Source organism: Bacillus cereus group sp. Bc061, from assembly GCF_027715825.1.
GTDB lineage: Bacteria > Bacillota > Bacilli > Bacillales > Bacillaceae_G > Bacillus_A > Bacillus_A paranthracis.
The window spans coordinates 1-16,395 of the sequence record NZ_JAQFTZ010000022.1 but is presented as its reverse complement, the minus strand read 5'-3'; the positions used below and the strand labels follow the sequence as shown (position 1 = coordinate 16,395).

Genomic DNA, 16,395 nt, shown 5'->3' with positions numbered 1-16,395 from the left:
CGCAGGTTCAAATCCTGTCCCCGCAACCAAATGGTCCCGTGGTGTAGTGGTTAACATGCCTGCCTGTCACGCAGGAGATCGCCGGTTCGACCCCGGTCGGGACCGCCATTTTAATAAGGCTCGGTAGCTCAGTCGGTAGAGCAGAGGACTGAAAATCCTCGTGTCGGCGGTTCGATTCCGTCCCGAGCCACCATTTACTTTAATAAAATACGCCGGCTTAGCTCAATTGGTAGAGCAACTGACTTGTAATCAGTAGGTTGGGGGTTCAAGTCCTCTAGCCGGCACCATGTAAGTTTCGGAGGGGTAGCGAAGTGGCTAAACGCGGCGGACTGTAAATCCGCTCCTTCGGGTTCGGCAGTTCGAATCTGCCCCCCTCCACCATTTACATAGGGGCATAGTTTAAAGGTAGAACTGAGGTCTCCAAAACCTCCAGTGTGGGTTCGATTCCTACTGCCCCTGCCAAATTATTTACACAACATGGCGGTTGTGGCGAAGTGGTTAACGCACCGGATTGTGGCTCCGGCATTCGTGGGTTCGATTCCCATCAGTCGCCCCATTTTTATTTTAAAAATTATAAATAATCTAATGGATACTTACATATAATTAAGTAAGAATTCGATGGGCTATAGCCAAGCGGTAAGGCAACGGACTTTGACTCCGTCATGCGCTGGTTCGAATCCAGCTAGCCCAGCCATTTTTGCGGAAGTAGTTCAGTGGTAGAATACAACCTTGCCAAGGTTGGGGTCGCGGGTTCGAATCCCGTCTTCCGCTCCACTAAAATTTTATATGGCGGCATAGCCAAGTGGTAAGGCAGAGGTCTGCAAAACCTTTATCACCGGTTCAAATCCGGTTGCCGCCTTTTCTTTTGTGCCGATGTGGCGGAATTGGCAGACGCGCACGACTCAAAATCGTGTTCCTTCGGGAGTGTCGGTTCGACCCCGACCATCGGTATCACGAACGGCGTAATAAAAAGACTCTACACCAAATGTGTAGAGTCTTTTTATATTTTCATCACACTACAAAATAAGCATAAATAGTGTGTTGGTGAAATGGTAGGATTTTTTTGCTAAATTATGTTATGTGCTTCTAAAATTCGTAATAAACGTAGGAATTCATGTATAATATAACTTGTCGAAAGAACAAAATGATAGTGATTTATATTATGTCTGTAATATGAATCAAAAATGAACTTTTTATATTTCTTTTAAAAATGTGTTGAACACACATGATATTTCATATTAATATTTTTATGTAGATTTAAAACGGGAAAGAGAGTGGAAAGTATGGGTCGTAAATGGAATAATATTAAAGATAAAAAAGCATCAAAAGATGCAAATACTAGCCGTATATACGCGAAATTTGGACGTGAAATTTATGTAGCGGCAAAACAAGGCGAGCCAGATCCGGAATCAAACCAAGCGCTTAGAGTTGTATTAGAACGTGCGAAAACATACAATGTTCCAAGAACAATTATCGATCGTGCAGTTGAAAAAGCAAAAGGTGGTTCAGAAGAAAATTATGACGAGCTTCGTTATGAAGGATTCGGACCAAATGGAGCTATGGTAATTGTAGATACACTTACAAACAACGTAAACCGTACTGCAGCAGATGTACGAGCTGCATTTAGCAAAAATGGTGGTAACATGGGTGTAAACGGTTCTGTAGCTTACATGTTTGATGCAACAGCTGTTATCGGCCTTGAAGGGAAAACATCAGATGAAGTTCTTGAGATTTTAATGGAAGCAGATGTGGATGCACGTGACATACTTGAAGAAGAAGATGCTGTTATCGTGTATGCTGAACCAGATCAATTCCATGCAGTACAATCTGCTCTTAAAGATGCGGGTGTTGAAGAATTTACAGTTGCCGAATTAACAATGCTTGCACAAAACGATGTAACACTTCCTGAAGATGCACAAGCACAATTTGAAAAAATGGTTGATGCATTAGAAGATTTAGAAGATGTACAACAAGTTTATCACAACGTAGACTTAGGAGAATAATACGATAAAAGCCCCTGTTCGTTTAACGAATAGGGGCTTTTTTAATAAAGGTATTTTATTGTAAACAGGGAATATGCTTATAGGGATATATGAAATATTCATTATTGCTAGGAGGCTTAACATGGAACAAAAAACACCAAAACATATCGTTGCTGTAGCAGGCTATTTAACAAATGAAAAAGATGAAGTGTTATTAGCAAAGGTACACTGGCGAGCTGATACGTGGGAGTTACCAGGAGGACAGGTAGAAGAAGGGGAAGCACTCGATCAAGCTGTTTGTAGGGAAATGCTTGAGGAGACGGGTTTAACTGTGAAGCCGCTTGGAGTTACAGGAGTTTATTATAATGCTTCCATGAACATTTTAGCTGTCGTTTTTAAAGTAGCATATGTAAGCGGTGAAATAAAAATTCAACATGAAGAAATACAAGAGGCTAAATTTGTAGCTTTAAACGAAGAGAACATAAATGAGTATATAACGCGTCCTCATATGAAATCCAGAACGCTTGATGCGATGAGAGCAACCCATTTCATTCCGTATGAAACGTGGGAAGTGAAGCCGTATAACTTAATAGGAAGATTGTAAAGAAAAGAGTAGCCGATTTGAGATACAGTCAAATCACTACTCTTTTTTGTATACTGTTTAAGAAAAAGGTCAAAATAATAATAGCGTTAGTATTGATTCGAAGAACGTTTGTTCTGTATAATATATGATATATTATGTACATTTAGATTACTAGATACTCAAAAGTATATATATTGGTAGATGATATAATGAAAATAGGGCGCTTTAATAGAGAAAGTATAATAGCCTTAAGATCTAATCTGCTATTGATTTAGCATAATCTATATTCAATATTTCAGATGAATAGTAGATAAAAAAGGACTGTGATACAATACTTTTTTATCCCGCTATTTGCCGGGCAGCCAGATTGATGGGGGTCTGATGAAAGTTTCAATTTATACCTTACAATGATGTAAGGTACGTGTAAGAGAAATCGATGGGATATTTTTTTACAACAAGGTATTCTTAAAGTAAGAGTTATACGCTATGTGGAAAAGAGGTGTTTAAGATGAAAGAACGAGTATTATCTAGGGTGAACTATCATCAAAAAGTTGCATTAAATCCAATGACTAAGTTTTTTTATAAAGCCATTATTTTATTATTATTGTTAAGTTTTACGTTATTATTCATTGGAAATGTAATGATTGAGAAAAGTGATATTAGTAAATTACATGTACCGGCTAAGTTAGAGGTACCAGAATCATTGACACATGCATTTATTGCGACAGAAGATAAAAGGTTTTATCATCATAACGGTTTAGATTATATAGCGATTGTCAGAGCGTCTGTTGAAAATATAAAAGCTGGTGGTGTTGTGCAAGGCGGAAGCACAATTACACAGCAGTTATCTAAAAATGCTTTTTTAACGAATGAACGTACATTTTCTCGTAAGTGGAAAGAGATTTTCTATACGAAAAAAATTGAACGTACATTTACGAAGGATGAAATTTTAAAATTGTATGTAAGCAATATTTATTACGGAGAAGGAGCATGGGGAATTGAAAAAGCAGCAAACCTATACTTCGGTAAAAAGGTGAGCCAATTAACATTGGCTGAAAGTGCAATGATGGCTGCTGTAGTAAAGGCACCTGCTTATTACTCACCGGCACAAAATTATGATAAGGCCGTAGAGAGACGAAATGTCGTTTTGAGATTGATGGAGAAAGAAGGCTATATCAATCATGATGAGTATGTGCAAGCAGTTAGTGAGAAGTTAGTCATTCGTCATGATATAAAAACAGAGCAGTCGATGTTAAATAGTGCTCGTGAAAAAGCAGTAAGCTAATGGAAGTTCCTACATAGGAGCTTCTTTTTTGAATAAATTGTGACAAATCGTGACACAATATCGTCACAATTATTGTGTTTTTGTAATTTATGTGAGCGTGTTCATTGCGTGACGTATATAAGTGTTGATATTATGTGTATTGTGTACAATGCTGTATACAGAATATGAAATTAAAGAGGAATGTATATGAAATCATCGAACAAACTCATGGCTCTTGGTATAGTTTTTTCCATTGCAGTATTGATTGTGATCGGAACGATTGCGTATAGCATCATAAATGACAAAAAAGATAAAGGGAATGAGATGTTTGCTTATTCCACACAACAATCTTTAGGGAAAGATGATGCTCCGGTTAAGGTAGTTGAATTTGGAGACTTCAAATGTCCCGCTTGTCGTACTTGGGATGTAACAGTATTGCCACGATTAAAAGAAGAGTATATTGATAAAGGTAAAGTGCAGTTATACTTTATTAATTTTCCGTTTATTGGGAAAGACTCTGATTTAGGTGCAGCAGCTGGTGAAGCAATTTATAAACAAGATAAAGATTCATTCTGGACTTTCTATGATGAGATTTATCAAAGTCAAAAGAAAGATACGGAAGAATGGATTACAGAAGAATTACTTCTTAACATTGTGAAAGAGAAGCTTCCGAAAGTTGATGTAGATCAATTTAAGAAAGATTTACACAGTAAAGAAATAAAAGAAAAAGTACGTAAAGATTCAGATCGTGCTCAAAAATTAAAAGTTCAAGGTGCTCCTTCAGTATATATAAACGGAAATCTTGCAAACCCTGATTTCGATAGTATGAAGAAGGCGATTGATAAAGAATTGAAAAAGTGATGAGCTACTCATCACTTTTTCGACTTTTTTCGATAAAATTCTTGCTTCCGCTTTTTTTACATGCTATACTACTTTACATAAGTTATTCTAATATCTTATATGTATTTCATATTTGCGGGTGTAGTTTAGTGGTAAAACAAGAGCCTTCCAAGCTCTGGTCGAGAGTTCGATTCTCTTCACCCGCTCCAAATTTTATTAAATGTTTTTCTATAAATTGTGATCAACGCAGTGTTTCGTTTCCGAGATAAACGAGGCATTGCGTTTTTTAATGTTTGGAAAACGTAATTGTATGCGAAAATAGAAGTAAAGAATAGTATTCCGAAAGTGAATTGCTAACTAATAGATCGTTACATGAAGGATGGATTCATCTGAGGAGATGATTAGGAATGGATTTTGAACAATTAAAGCAAGATGTTATTGCGTATAGTAAAACGATTGGTATAGATAAAATAGGCTTTGCTAGTGCTTCACCATTTGAAGAATTAAAGCAGCGGTTAATCCAGCAGCAACAATTAAATTATCAATCTGGATTTGAAGAGCCTGATATAGAAAAGAGAACGAATCCACAGCTTCTATTACCTGGTGCAAAATCAATTATTGCGATTGCATTAGCGTATCCTTCAAAATTAAAAAATGCACCATTAAGTAAGCGTGGAGAACGCCGTGGGATTTTTTGTCGTGCTTCTTGGGGACAAGATTATCATCTAGTTTTACGAGATCGTTTGCAGAAATTAGAAGCATATTTAATCGAAAAACTTCCCGATATAGAAGTTAAGTCAATGGTTGATACGGGTGAATTAAGTGATCGAGCTGTTTCAGAGCGTGCTGGTATTGGATGGAGCGGTAAGAACTGCTCTATTATTACACCTGAATTTGGTTCGTATGTATATTTAGGAGAAATGATTACAAACGTTCCATTCCCACCAGATCAGCCGATAGAAGATCAATGCGGGAGCTGTACAAAGTGTATTGATATTTGTCCTACAGGTGCTTTAATACAAGGAGGACAGTTAGATTCGAAGAAGTGTATAGCATTTTTAACACAGACGAAAGGATTCCTACCAGAAGAGTATCGCGACAAAATAGGTAATCGTATTTATGGATGTGATACGTGTCAGACAGTTTGTCCGAAAAATAAAGGAATGGATTTTCATAATCACCCTGAGATGGAACCAGATCCTGAGTTAGTTAAACCGTTATTAACACCGCTTTTAACAATTAGCAATCGTGACTTTAAAGAGAAATATGGAATTATGTCTGGTTCATGGAGAGGTAAAAAACCGTTGCAACGAAATGCAATTTTGGCACTTGCACATTTTAAAGAAGCATCAGCAATTCCAGATTTAATAGGTGTTATGAAAGATGATCCAAGACCAGTGCTTCGCGGGACGGCAGCGTGGGCGCTTGGGAAAATTGGTGGAGACGGTGTGGGCGAAGCTATTGAAAAAGCGATGCAACGTGAGAAAGACGAAGAGGTTCTTCATGAAATGAATCGCGGACTTGAACTGTTAGCGCAGAAAAAAGAGTAGATAATATCTCCCTTTTTCATATTGTAATATGGGAGGGAGACGAAATGGTTGTAAAAATAAATATTGAAAAGCAAGTCCAACACTTTTTAGCATATATAACAGAGAAACGAACAAATGTAGATGGTATTGCTGAAGATTTATTACAAATAGCAAAGAGAAAGAAACAATTATTTCAAAAGCGTAATGCAGAGATAGTAAAAGCAACTGCGGATGTTTCTTTTATGAGGCAATTAAATAATAGCAATCATCAAGAAATTGATTATCAAATACATTTTAAATATTTAATTAAGCATAAAGAATTATTTTATATTGAAGAGGAACAATTAAAACGAAGAGTTTGTTTAAATAATAGCCGGATAATAGGTGATTATGCTATTGAAGTGCCAGAAGCAGTTGGAATGAGTGAGACATTAGAAAGGGAAGTTACAAAAGAGAAGTACGGTTCCTATCAGTACAACCGTTTAGAGGCAGTTAAATATGCAGAGCGTTGGTGGGATGATCGAAACCCTGCATATCGTAATTTCCCTGATAATTGTACGAATTTTATTTCTCAATGTCTTCATACTGGAGAAGTACCAATGAATGGATATCCTAATATTCGTAAAGGATGGTGGCAAAGGGAGAATCAGTGGAGTTGGAGCTGGGCTGTTGCACACTCTTTTTATTGGTATTTGTCAGGTGCTACATCAGGACTTCGAGCTGAAGCGGTAGAAAGGCCAGAGGACCTTATTCTTGGTGATGTCATCGCTTATGATTTCGAGGATGATGGTAGGTGGAACCATACGACGATTGTAGTAGCAAAAGACGCAGATGGTATGCCACTTGTAAATGCACATTCAGCGAATAGCCGTCGGCGTTATTGGAACTATGAAGATTCTAGTAAATATACACCACAAATGAAATATAAATTCTTTCATATTATTAATGGGTAGAGATTTTTCGCTCAAGTGGTATAATACGTAGTAGACAAAAAACAGAGGTGAATATCGCGTGGGAGTACATGTTGTTTTATATCAACCAGAAATTCCAGCAAATACAGGGAATATTGCTCGTACTTGTGCAGCAACTGGAACAGAATTACATTTGATTAGACCGCTTGGATTTTCAACGGATGATAAAATGTTAAAGCGTGCAGGATTAGATTATTGGCAGCACGTGAAAATTACGTATTATGATTCAATTGAAGAGTTTTATGAGAAAAATAAAGACGGTGAATTCTTCTATTTAACAAAGTATGGCGAGAAAGCTCATACAGCGTTTGATTATAGCAAACGTGAGAAGGATTACTATTTTGTATTTGGAAGAGAAACGAACGGCTTACCAGCTAATGTAATCGAAGAAAATTTCGATCATTGTTTACGTATTCCAATGACTGATAAAGTGCGTTCATTAAATTTATCTAATACAGCAGCTATTTTAATTTATGAAGCATTCCGTCAACAAAATTATCCAGGATTAGATTTAGAAATTGTTTATTAAAAGTCGCCATATGGCGACTTTTTTTCTAAAAATAAAAATAATATGTAATCATACATTTAAAAAAGGATACATATTCATATAAAATGGGATATATGAATAAAAATAGATCAGACGGGTTGAGATAAATATGAAGGAACAATATAGTAATCAAAATACCTTTTTAAGTATGATAGATATGGATTTAATAAGAAGAGGATTATTACATGCTATTCAAGATTTAGTATTTATTGTTAAAGTTATTGATGATGAAACATTTACATATATTTATGTAAATAAGTTAGGTATGGATTATGCGAAGCTAAGTGAAGAATGTTATGGAAAAACTTTTGCAGAAGTATTACCGGAAGATACGGCGGAAATATTGCAAGTGCAATATGCAAAAGTAGCGAGCGAAGCGAAAGCACATACCTTTTGTGATGTAGTTAGTTTACCAACTGGTAATTTACATTATGAATCTTCACTTAATCCTGTATTTGATGAAGAAGGAGTATGTCAGTTTATTATTTGTATTACAAGGGATATCACAGCTCAAATAGAGGAGAAGATGGAGATAGAGGAAAAACAAATGCTGTTTAAGTCATTACTAGAATATAATAATGACTCCATCATATCTATAGATTCTATAGGAAGAATTACATATGCAAATCCAGCAACGTATGAAATATTTGGATACCGATTTGAAGAATTAAATAATAAGTTTATTTTTGAATTTATTAATAAAGAATATGAAAAAGATTTTCAAATTATATTTAAAGAAGCCATGCAAGGAAGGGCAAAGCAAATTGTTTCAAAGAAATATGTTCATAAAGAAGGGTACGAGCTCTATATTTCCTTGAGAACTATCCCGATTATTGTAAATGGTGAAATTGTTGGAGTATATATTGTTACAAGGGATGTTACAAAGCAAATATTAAATGAAATGAGAACGGAATATTTAGCTTATTATGATCAGCTAACAGGATTAATGAATAGAATTTCATGTACAAATAAGTTAAATGATTTTTTAAATGAGAAGGTAGCTTTTGCGTTTATCTTTATAGATTTAGATGAATTTCACCTTATTAATGATACGTTTGGTCATAAAGAAGGAGATAAAGTGTTACAAAAAGTTACAGAATGTTTAAGCAGTTTTCAAATACCCGGTATACACTTATTTAGAGAACACGATGATCAATTTGTTATGTTAATAGAAAATATAACGAAAGAACGTGTAGAGGGAGTTTCCAAAAACATACTGAAAAGGATTAGTGAACATTTTGTAATCGAAGAAGAGGACGTGTATTTAAGTGCTTCAATCGGAATTGTAATGGCTCCAACAGATGGAGAAGATGAAAAGATATTATTCCAAAGAGTTGATGCTGCTTTGGAAAAAGCAAAAGAAAAAGGAAAAGGGCATTATCATTTTTATTGCAGTGGGTTAGATTGTGAGCGTGAACAAAGATTTATAATAGAAAACCAATTACATCGTGCTATAGAAAAAAATGAATTCTTCTTATATTATCAGCCGCAAATTAATATTGAAACGAAAAAAATAGCTAGTATGGAGGCTTTAATAAGGTGGGAGAATAAAGAATTAGGATTTGTCTCTCCCAATCAATTTATTCCGCTAGCAGAAAGAACAGGATTTATTATTAAGCTTGATGAATGGGTAGTAAATGAAGTGTGTCGACAAATACGCGAATGGTTAAATAAAGGATATGAAGTTGTCCCAATTGCAGTTAATATTTCAGCCAGGCATTTTCGCTCTATTACATTAATAGAGATGATTACACGAGCTTTACATAAGTACAATGTACCAGCTCATTTATTAGCGATAGAGGTTACAGAAGGAGCCCTTATACATAAAGATATATCGAAAAGAGTATTGCTACAATTAAAAGAACAAAATTTAAAGATTCATTTAGATGATTTTGGTACAGGGTATTCATCTTTGAGTTATTTAAAAACGTATCCAATTGATACTTTGAAAATTGATCGTTCTTTTATGGAAGGTATACATGTAGATGAACGCGATACGAATATTACGGCTGCAATTATTCATCTAGCTCATACGTTGGAATTGAATGTAATTGCAGAAGGGGTAGAAAAAGCGGAACAAATACAATTTTTGAAGGAAAAGAATGTGAAGTTTGTACAAGGTTATTATTATAGCCGCCCTTTATCAAAATATGATGTGGAAAATGTGTATTATAAATAATCGATAAAAAAAGTGATGTGCTAAGAAGCACATCACTTTTTATGTGTACCGGGTTTATCATTGTAACCAGATGTAAAAATAGCTGTAAGAAATGTGAGTGATACACCTAAAATTAATAATAATTTCATACTAATATCCCTCCTATTTTTTCAGTTTACGAATCTGAAATATGAATCGAAATGTATGTAATGTTCTTGGAAGAAAAGAATTTATTTAAAATGAATAGAGGTGTAAAAACTTTAATACCTATATTATACAGAATTTTCTTTGAATTTTGGAGAGAATTTTATAACACTACTGTATATTTCATTTTGATTTAAAGAATGTTTAAGGACATCCTAGCATACCTTTTATAATAATCCGATTGAACAAGGAGATGGGGGAGGAGCTATAATGGATATTCTAAAAAAAATTGAACAGCATCGAGAAGCAGAAGAACGCTTACAATGGGAAGGTACGTTTGCGGAGTATTTGGAGCTTGTGAAGGAAAGACCATGGGTGGCTCAAACAGCACACTCTCGCATTTACAATATGATAAAAGATGCTGGAATTGAAGAAGTTGATGGTAGAAGAAAGTATAACTTCTTTAGTAATCAGCTATTTGGGTTAGAGGATGCTTTAGAACGTCTTGTAGAGGAATATTTTCATCCGTCTGCAAAACGATTAGATGTTAGAAAACGTATTTTATTATTAATGGGTCCTGTTAGTGGAGGTAAATCAACATTAGTTACGATGTTGAAACGAGGATTAGAAACATATTCAAGAACAGATCGAGGAGCAATTTTTGCAATTAAAGGGTGCCCAATGCATGAAGATCCACTTCATTTAATTCCGCATCATTTACGAGATGATTTCTTTGATGAGTATGGAGTAAGAATTGAAGGGAATTTATCACCACTCAACGTTATGCGCCTAGAGCAAGAATATGGTGGGAGAATTGAAGATGTAGTTGTGGAGCGTATTTTCTTCTCTGAAGATCGCCGAACTGGTATTGGTACATTTAGCCCTTCTGATCCTAAATCACAAGATATTGCAGATTTAACAGGTAGCTTGGACTTTTCTACAATTGCAGAATATGGTTCAGAATCAGATCCACGAGCGTATCGCTTCGATGGAGAATTGAATAAGGCAAACCGTGGGATGATGGAATTCCAAGAGATGTTAAAATGCGACGAGAAGTTTTTATGGCATTTATTATCGCTTACACAAGAAGGGAATTTTAAAGCGGGAAGATTTGCACTTATTTCAGCAGATGAATTAATTGTAGCGCATACGAATGAAACAGAGTATCGCTCTTTCATAGCAAATAAGAAAAATGAAGCATTACACTCAAGAATTATTGTAATGCCAGTTCCATATAATTTACGAGTGAGTGAAGAAGAACATATTTATGAAAAAATGATTCGTGAAAGTGACGTGTCCGATGTGCACATTGCACCGCATACACTTCGGGTTGCAGCAATGTTTACGATTTTAACTCGTTTAAAAGATCCGAAGCGTCCAGATATTGATTTAATTAAAAAGATGCGTTTGTATGATGGAGAAACGGTAGAAGGTTATAATGCGATTGATGTAGAGGAGTTGCAACGCGAATATCAAGATGAAGGTATGAAAGGTATTGATCCTCGTTACGTTATTAACCGCATTTCTTCTACAATTATTCGAAAAGAGGTACCATCTATTAATGCTCTAGATGTGCTTAGATCTTTAAAAGATGGATTGGATCAGCATCCATCGATTAGTAATGAAGACCGAGAGCGCTATATGAACTTCATTTCATTAGCAAGAAAAGAATATGATGAAATTGCTAAAAAAGAAGTACAAAAAGCGTTTGTTTATTCGTATGAAGAATCCGCTAAGACACTTATGGATAATTACTTAGATAACGTTGAAGCATATTGCAATAAATCAAAATTACGTGACCCGTTAACAGGTGAAGAAATGAGTCCAGATGAAAAGCTAATGCGCTCAATTGAGGAGCAAATTGGAATTTCAGAAAATGCTAAAAAAGCATTCCGGGAAGAAATATTAATTCGCATCTCTGCTTATGCACGTAAAGGAAAACGCTTCGACTATAATTCGCACGAACGTCTTCGTGAAGCGATTCAGAAGAAGCTATTTGCTGATTTAAAAGATATAGTGAAAATTACAACATCAACGAAAACACCAGACGAAAATCAGCTGAAGAAAATTAATGATGTTGTTGCACGTTTAATTGATGAGCACGGCTATAATTCTTCTTCAGCAAATGAATTATTACGCTATGTAGGTAGTCTGCTAAACCGATAGTTTGATAACAAAACGCTGTCTCTTGTATTTTGCGGGACAGCGTTTTATTATCCAGTCATATGTGTAAAGTGTCATACCTTGTCCAAATGCAATAAATTAAGATGCAATTTTATGAATTTATTGTCAATTATTTTTACAATATGCATATGATAGAGTAACCAACCATTCATACGAAAAAAGCCAACACAATACAATATGTTGCAAAGTGTAAATGTGTGCAACTATGCATTGTGTTTCTTTCTTATCAAAGGCTGAATGATTCTTTTCTAGTATGTGAGTGGCAAAATTTTGTTTAGGATGCTCGGAGTATTATATGAAAAACGTTATATATGTTTATGGGATGATTTTCGATGGGCAGTTACCTTTCATTCTAGCTGGTACAGTATAAAACAAAATTTCTAGCTTGCTGTTCATATAGGAAGACAATTACAGTAAGGAGGGAAAGAAATGGGTGAAGAAAACCAACCAAATTATACGATTTCACAGGAAAACTGGTCCCTCCATCGCAAAGGATATGACGACCAACAACGCCATCAAGAGAAAGTACAAGAGGCAATTAAGAATAATTTACCCGATCTTGTAACAGAAGAAAGCATTGTTATGTCTAATGGTAAGGATGTTGTAAAAATACCAATTCGTTCTTTAGATGAATATAAGATTAGGTACAATTATGATAAAAACAAACACGTTGGGCAAGGAAATGGTGACAGCAAAGTTGGTGATGTCGTTGCGAGAGATGGATCAGGTGGTCAAAAGCAAAAAGGACCAGGAAAAGGGCAAGGAGCAGGGGATGCGGCTGGGGAAGATTATTATGAAGCTGAAGTCTCTATTTTGGAATTAGAGCAAGCATTTTTCAAAGAGTTAGAGCTGCCTAATTTAAAGAGAAAAGAAATGGATGAAAACAGGATTGAACATGTTGAATTTAATGATATTAGAAAAACGGGATTATGGGGCAACATCGATAAGAAAAGAACGATGATATCCGCATATAAACGAAATGCGATGCGTGGTAAAGCATCTTTCCATCCAATTCATCAAGAAGATTTAAAGTTCCGCACTTGGAATGAAGTATTAAAGCCAGATTCAAAAGCTGTTGTATTAGCGATGATGGATACGAGTGGATCGATGGGCATATGGGAGAAATATATGGCACGGAGCTTCTTTTTCTGGATGACGAGATTTCTACGTACAAAGTATGAAACAGTAGATATTGAATTTATTGCCCATCATACGGAGGCAAAAGTAGTTCCAGAGGAAGAGTTTTTCTCAAAAGGAGAAAGTGGCGGAACAATTTGTTCTTCTGTATACAAAAAAGCACTCGAGTTAATTGATAATAAATACTCACCAGACCGCTATAATATTTATCCATTCCATTTTTCAGATGGTGATAATTTAACATCAGATAATGCTAGATGTGTAAAACTTGTTGAAGAATTAATGAAGAAGTGTAATATGTTTGGGTATGGAGAAGTGAATCAGTACAATCGCCACAGTACACTTATGTCAGCCTATAAAAATATTAAAGATGAAAACTTCAGATATTATATTTTAAAGCAAAAAGCAGACGTATTTCATGCGATGAAGAGCTTCTTTAGAGAAGAATCAGGAGAGAAAATGGCATAACCCCTTTTTGAGGGGTTATTTTTTTGTAAACTTTTTATTTTTTTAGTTGACAATGATAATGAAAATCATTATCATTTATTCGAGAAATGATTACATTTTGAATTATATATTTTGGAGGAGATGTAAAGTTGAAAAGAAATAAAAGAAAACATATAAATGCAATGATTATAGCGGCGACGTTATCACTTCCGTTTGCTGTTTATTCAACACCTGCTTTAGCGGCAGTAGCAATTGAGGCGAATAAAACGGGACAAGGTTTAGAAGATGGTACATATGACGCTGTTATTAAAGCGTATAAAGATAAAACAAATGAAGAGTCTATGGCAGCTGTTTATATAAAAAATCCGAAATTAACAGTTGAGAACGGAAAGAAAATTGTAACAGCAACGTTAAGTGATAGTGATTTCTTTCAATACTTGAAAACAGAGGATATACATACTCCTGGTGTGTTTCATGATGTAAAAGTAATATCAGAAGATAAAAAGAAAAATGGAACGAAAGTGATTCAGTTTGAAGTAGGGGAATTAGGAAAAAGGTATAATATGCAAATGCATATTTATATTCCGACAATAGCCTATGATAATAAGTATCAAGTACAATTTGAAGTAAATACATTGAATTTAGAAAATAATGTTCCAGAAGCACAAAAGGAAAATAAAGAGGATAAAGTGGATCAACAAGATGAAAATGGAAATGTAATATTAGATAAGCAATTGCAAAAGCATATTAATAAATATAACTTGAATAGAGAAAATTTAGATACCCCAATAACTAAGGAAGATTTATTAAAAGTTAAATCTTTAATAGTCGTTGAAGCTAAAAGTAAAGGAATAGAAGACGTAAGCGGTCTAGAATATATGAAGAACTTAGAAAACTTAACGTTGGAAGAAGTTAAGTTAGAAAATATAAAATTTATCTCGGATTTGAGGCAATTGAAATCATTAAGTATAACCTATGGCGAACTTGAAGATATTGGACCTTTGGCTGAGTTAGAACATATTGAGAGTTTAAGCTTGAGAAATAATAAAATTTCAGATTTAAGCCCACTAAGTCAAATGAAGAAGATTAAATTGCTAGATTTAAATAGTAATTATATAAAAGATATTAAACCATTATTTACAGCGAAATCTTTAAGGACTTTGACTGTAGCAAATAATCAAATTAGTAATGCTAATCTTGCTGGGATTGAGCAACTGAAGAATGTGAAGAGTTTATCTTTAAGTAACAATGGACTTACTAATATTGAACATATTACACCAATGAAAAAATTAGTAGAGTTAGACCTTTCTAAAAATGAATTAGAAAACATCGAACCTTTATCAAGAATGTCTACTGTACAATCACTTAATTTAGAAGAAAACTATATTTCAGATATAACACCACTTAGTCAATTAACAGGTTTATATGATTTAAAGCTAGCGTCAAATGAAATTCGTGATGTTAGACCGGTTCAAGAGTTAGGAAAAAGAATGTACATTGACGTTCAAAGACAAAAAATCTTTTTAGATGATGTAGAAAAAGATAAGGAAGTTAAAATACCTATCTATAATTTACAAGGCGAGCCACTCGATACTATTCAATTAAAGAATGGAGATGGAATAGTTAATAATGGTTCTGTTAAATGGAGTACTACCGGTGAAAAAACATACGAATTTATATTAGATATAAAGCCAGAAGAAAATCGTATTAAGTTTAATGGAACAGTAATTCAAAATGTTGTTGAAAGGTTAGATGAAATAAAAGAGGATAATGAACAAAAGGAAAATGTAATTCTCGATAAAACTTTACAACAACATATTAATAAAGAGAATTTAGGTAGAGAGAATTTAAACGCTCCTATCACAAAAGAAGATTTATTACAGATTAAAAAATTAGAGATCCTTAAAGAAAAAGGAAAAGAGATAAAAGATATAACAGGCTTAGAATACATGATGAACTTAGAAAAACTCACTTTGGAAGGAGTAGGTCTGAAAAATATTGAGTTCATCTTAAACATGAAACAATTGAATAATTTGAATGTATCTCATAATCAAATTGAAGATACTACTCCATTATCTTCATTAAAAAATTTACAATGGTTAAATCTTACAGATAATCGTATTAAAGATGTGTCAGTTCTTGGATCAATGTTAGACTTACTTAGTTTAAAATTAGCTGAAAATGAGATTCGTGATGTAAGGCCGTTAATACAATTAGGCCAGTGGGGAACAATTGATGTTAGAAGGCAAAAGGTCATTTTGGATGATGCAGAAATAAATAAAGAAGTGAAAATACCTGTATATGATTTAGAAGGGGAACGAATTGAAAAGATTACGTTAAAGAGTGCAGGTGGAATGCTTACTGATGAGGGAATCATTTGGAGTACTCTAGGAGAAAAAATATATGAATTTGACTTGGATGCAGATCATTATGAGACGGGCATATTATATAGTGGCATCGTCATGCAGAATATAGTAGAAAAATTAATACCGAAAGAAGAAGTAAAAGAGCCGGAAAAAGAAGTTGAAGAAACAAAAGAAGAAGTGAAAGAAACGATAAAAGAAGTTGAAGAAGAGCAGGAGGAAGTAAAAGAGCCGGAAAAAGAAGTT

The 16,395-nt window shown here is 34.4% G+C and carries 11 protein-coding genes and 11 tRNA genes; all 22 read left to right on the top strand.

What is annotated here, in order from left to right; genetic code table 11:
• Positions 1–32 precede the first annotated feature (32 nt).
• Positions 33–108: transfer RNA gene (locus PDQ40_RS27735), tRNA-Asp, on the top strand.
• Between the two features lie 9 nt (positions 109–117).
• A tRNA-Phe gene (locus PDQ40_RS27730) sits at positions 118–193 on the top strand.
• A gap of 18 nt (positions 194–211) precedes the next feature.
• Positions 212–287 (top strand) — tRNA-Thr (locus PDQ40_RS27725).
• 10 nt (positions 288–297) lie between these two features.
• Positions 298–381 (top strand) — tRNA-Tyr (locus tag PDQ40_RS27720).
• 7 nt (positions 382–388) lie between these two features.
• Positions 389–462, top strand: a tRNA-Trp gene (locus PDQ40_RS27715).
• Between the two features lie 18 nt (positions 463–480).
• Positions 481–556 (top strand) — tRNA-His (locus PDQ40_RS27710).
• A gap of 63 nt (positions 557–619) precedes the next feature.
• Positions 620–694 (top strand) — tRNA-Gln (locus tag PDQ40_RS27705).
• 5 nt (positions 695–699) lie between these two features.
• Positions 700–774, top strand: a tRNA-Gly gene (locus tag PDQ40_RS27700).
• A 14-nt stretch (positions 775–788) separates the two neighbouring features.
• A tRNA-Cys gene (locus PDQ40_RS27695) sits at positions 789–859 on the top strand.
• Between the two features lie 10 nt (positions 860–869).
• Positions 870–951: transfer RNA gene (locus tag PDQ40_RS27690), tRNA-Leu, on the top strand.
• Positions 952–1,283: 332 nt separating this feature from the next.
• Entirely contained in the window at positions 1,284–2,003 is a 720-nt protein-coding gene (locus PDQ40_RS27685; protein ID WP_000532946.1) for a YebC/PmpR family DNA-binding transcriptional regulator, read from the top strand.
• A gap of 121 nt (positions 2,004–2,124) precedes the next feature.
• Positions 2,125–2,586 carry an NUDIX hydrolase gene (locus PDQ40_RS27680; RefSeq protein ID WP_000436091.1) on the top strand — a complete coding sequence of 154 codons (462 nt, stop codon included), beginning with the start codon at positions 2,125–2,127 and terminating at the stop codon, positions 2,584–2,586.
• Positions 2,587–3,073: 487 nt separating this feature from the next.
• A complete protein-coding gene (locus tag PDQ40_RS27675) occupies positions 3,074–3,850 on the top strand; it encodes a transglycosylase domain-containing protein (RefSeq protein WP_000664704.1) in 777 nt (258 codons plus the stop codon).
• A gap of 186 nt (positions 3,851–4,036) precedes the next feature.
• Complete coding sequence (locus tag PDQ40_RS27670) at positions 4,037–4,690, top strand: DsbA family protein (protein ID WP_000842720.1); 654 nt, start codon at positions 4,037–4,039, stop codon at positions 4,688–4,690.
• A gap of 114 nt (positions 4,691–4,804) precedes the next feature.
• Positions 4,805–4,878: transfer RNA gene (locus tag PDQ40_RS27665), tRNA-Gly, on the top strand.
• Positions 4,879–5,076: 198 nt separating this feature from the next.
• Positions 5,077–6,219: a tRNA epoxyqueuosine(34) reductase QueG gene (queG, locus tag PDQ40_RS27660; protein WP_000345218.1), complete on the top strand. Its 1,143-nt coding sequence runs from the start codon at positions 5,077–5,079 to the stop codon at positions 6,217–6,219.
• Between the two features lie 44 nt (positions 6,220–6,263).
• Complete coding sequence (locus PDQ40_RS27655) at positions 6,264–7,151, top strand: amidase domain-containing protein (RefSeq protein ID WP_000260539.1); 888 nt, start codon at positions 6,264–6,266, stop codon at positions 7,149–7,151.
• 58 nt (positions 7,152–7,209) lie between these two features.
• On the top strand, positions 7,210–7,698 hold the full coding sequence (gene trmL / locus PDQ40_RS27650; RefSeq protein ID WP_000538147.1) for a tRNA (uridine(34)/cytosine(34)/5-carboxymethylaminomethyluridine(34)-2'-O)-methyltransferase TrmL: 489 nt from the start codon (positions 7,210–7,212) through the stop codon (positions 7,696–7,698).
• Between the two features lie 127 nt (positions 7,699–7,825).
• Positions 7,826–9,895 carry a sensor domain-containing protein gene (locus PDQ40_RS27645; RefSeq protein WP_000664307.1) on the top strand — a complete coding sequence of 690 codons (2,070 nt, stop codon included), beginning with the start codon at positions 7,826–7,828 and terminating at the stop codon, positions 9,893–9,895.
• A gap of 393 nt (positions 9,896–10,288) precedes the next feature.
• A complete protein-coding gene (locus PDQ40_RS27640; protein WP_000353279.1) occupies positions 10,289–12,184 on the top strand; it encodes a PrkA family serine protein kinase in 1,896 nt (631 codons plus the stop codon).
• Positions 12,185–12,631: 447 nt separating this feature from the next.
• Complete coding sequence (gene yhbH, locus PDQ40_RS27635) at positions 12,632–13,807, top strand: sporulation protein YhbH (protein WP_000503513.1); 1,176 nt, start codon at positions 12,632–12,634, stop codon at positions 13,805–13,807.
• A gap of 128 nt (positions 13,808–13,935) precedes the next feature.
• A partial coding sequence (locus PDQ40_RS27630) for an NEAT domain-containing protein (protein WP_270691768.1) occupies positions 13,936–16,395 on the top strand: 2,460 nt, incomplete at its 3' end.

What these genes read in the sequence shown, in the direction of transcription:
- PDQ40_RS27685 (WP_000532946.1), top strand. Translation starts at nt 1,284, where the DNA reads ATGGGTCGTAAATGGAATAATATTAAAGATAAAAAAGCATCAAAAGAT.
- PDQ40_RS27680 (WP_000436091.1), top strand. Translation starts at nt 2,125, where the DNA reads ATGGAACAAAAAACACCAAAACATATCGTTGCTGTAGCAGGCTATTTA.
- PDQ40_RS27675 (WP_000664704.1), top strand. Translation starts at nt 3,074, where the DNA reads ATGAAAGAACGAGTATTATCTAGGGTGAACTATCATCAAAAAGTTGCA.
- PDQ40_RS27670 (WP_000842720.1), top strand. Translation starts at nt 4,037, where the DNA reads ATGAAATCATCGAACAAACTCATGGCTCTTGGTATAGTTTTTTCCATT.
- queG (WP_000345218.1), top strand. Translation starts at nt 5,077, where the DNA reads ATGGATTTTGAACAATTAAAGCAAGATGTTATTGCGTATAGTAAAACG.
- PDQ40_RS27655 (WP_000260539.1), top strand. Translation starts at nt 6,264, where the DNA reads ATGGTTGTAAAAATAAATATTGAAAAGCAAGTCCAACACTTTTTAGCA.
- PDQ40_RS27645 (WP_000664307.1), top strand. Translation starts at nt 7,826, where the DNA reads ATGAAGGAACAATATAGTAATCAAAATACCTTTTTAAGTATGATAGAT.
- PDQ40_RS27640 (WP_000353279.1), top strand. Translation starts at nt 10,289, where the DNA reads ATGGATATTCTAAAAAAAATTGAACAGCATCGAGAAGCAGAAGAACGC.
- yhbH (WP_000503513.1), top strand. Translation starts at nt 12,632, where the DNA reads ATGGGTGAAGAAAACCAACCAAATTATACGATTTCACAGGAAAACTGG.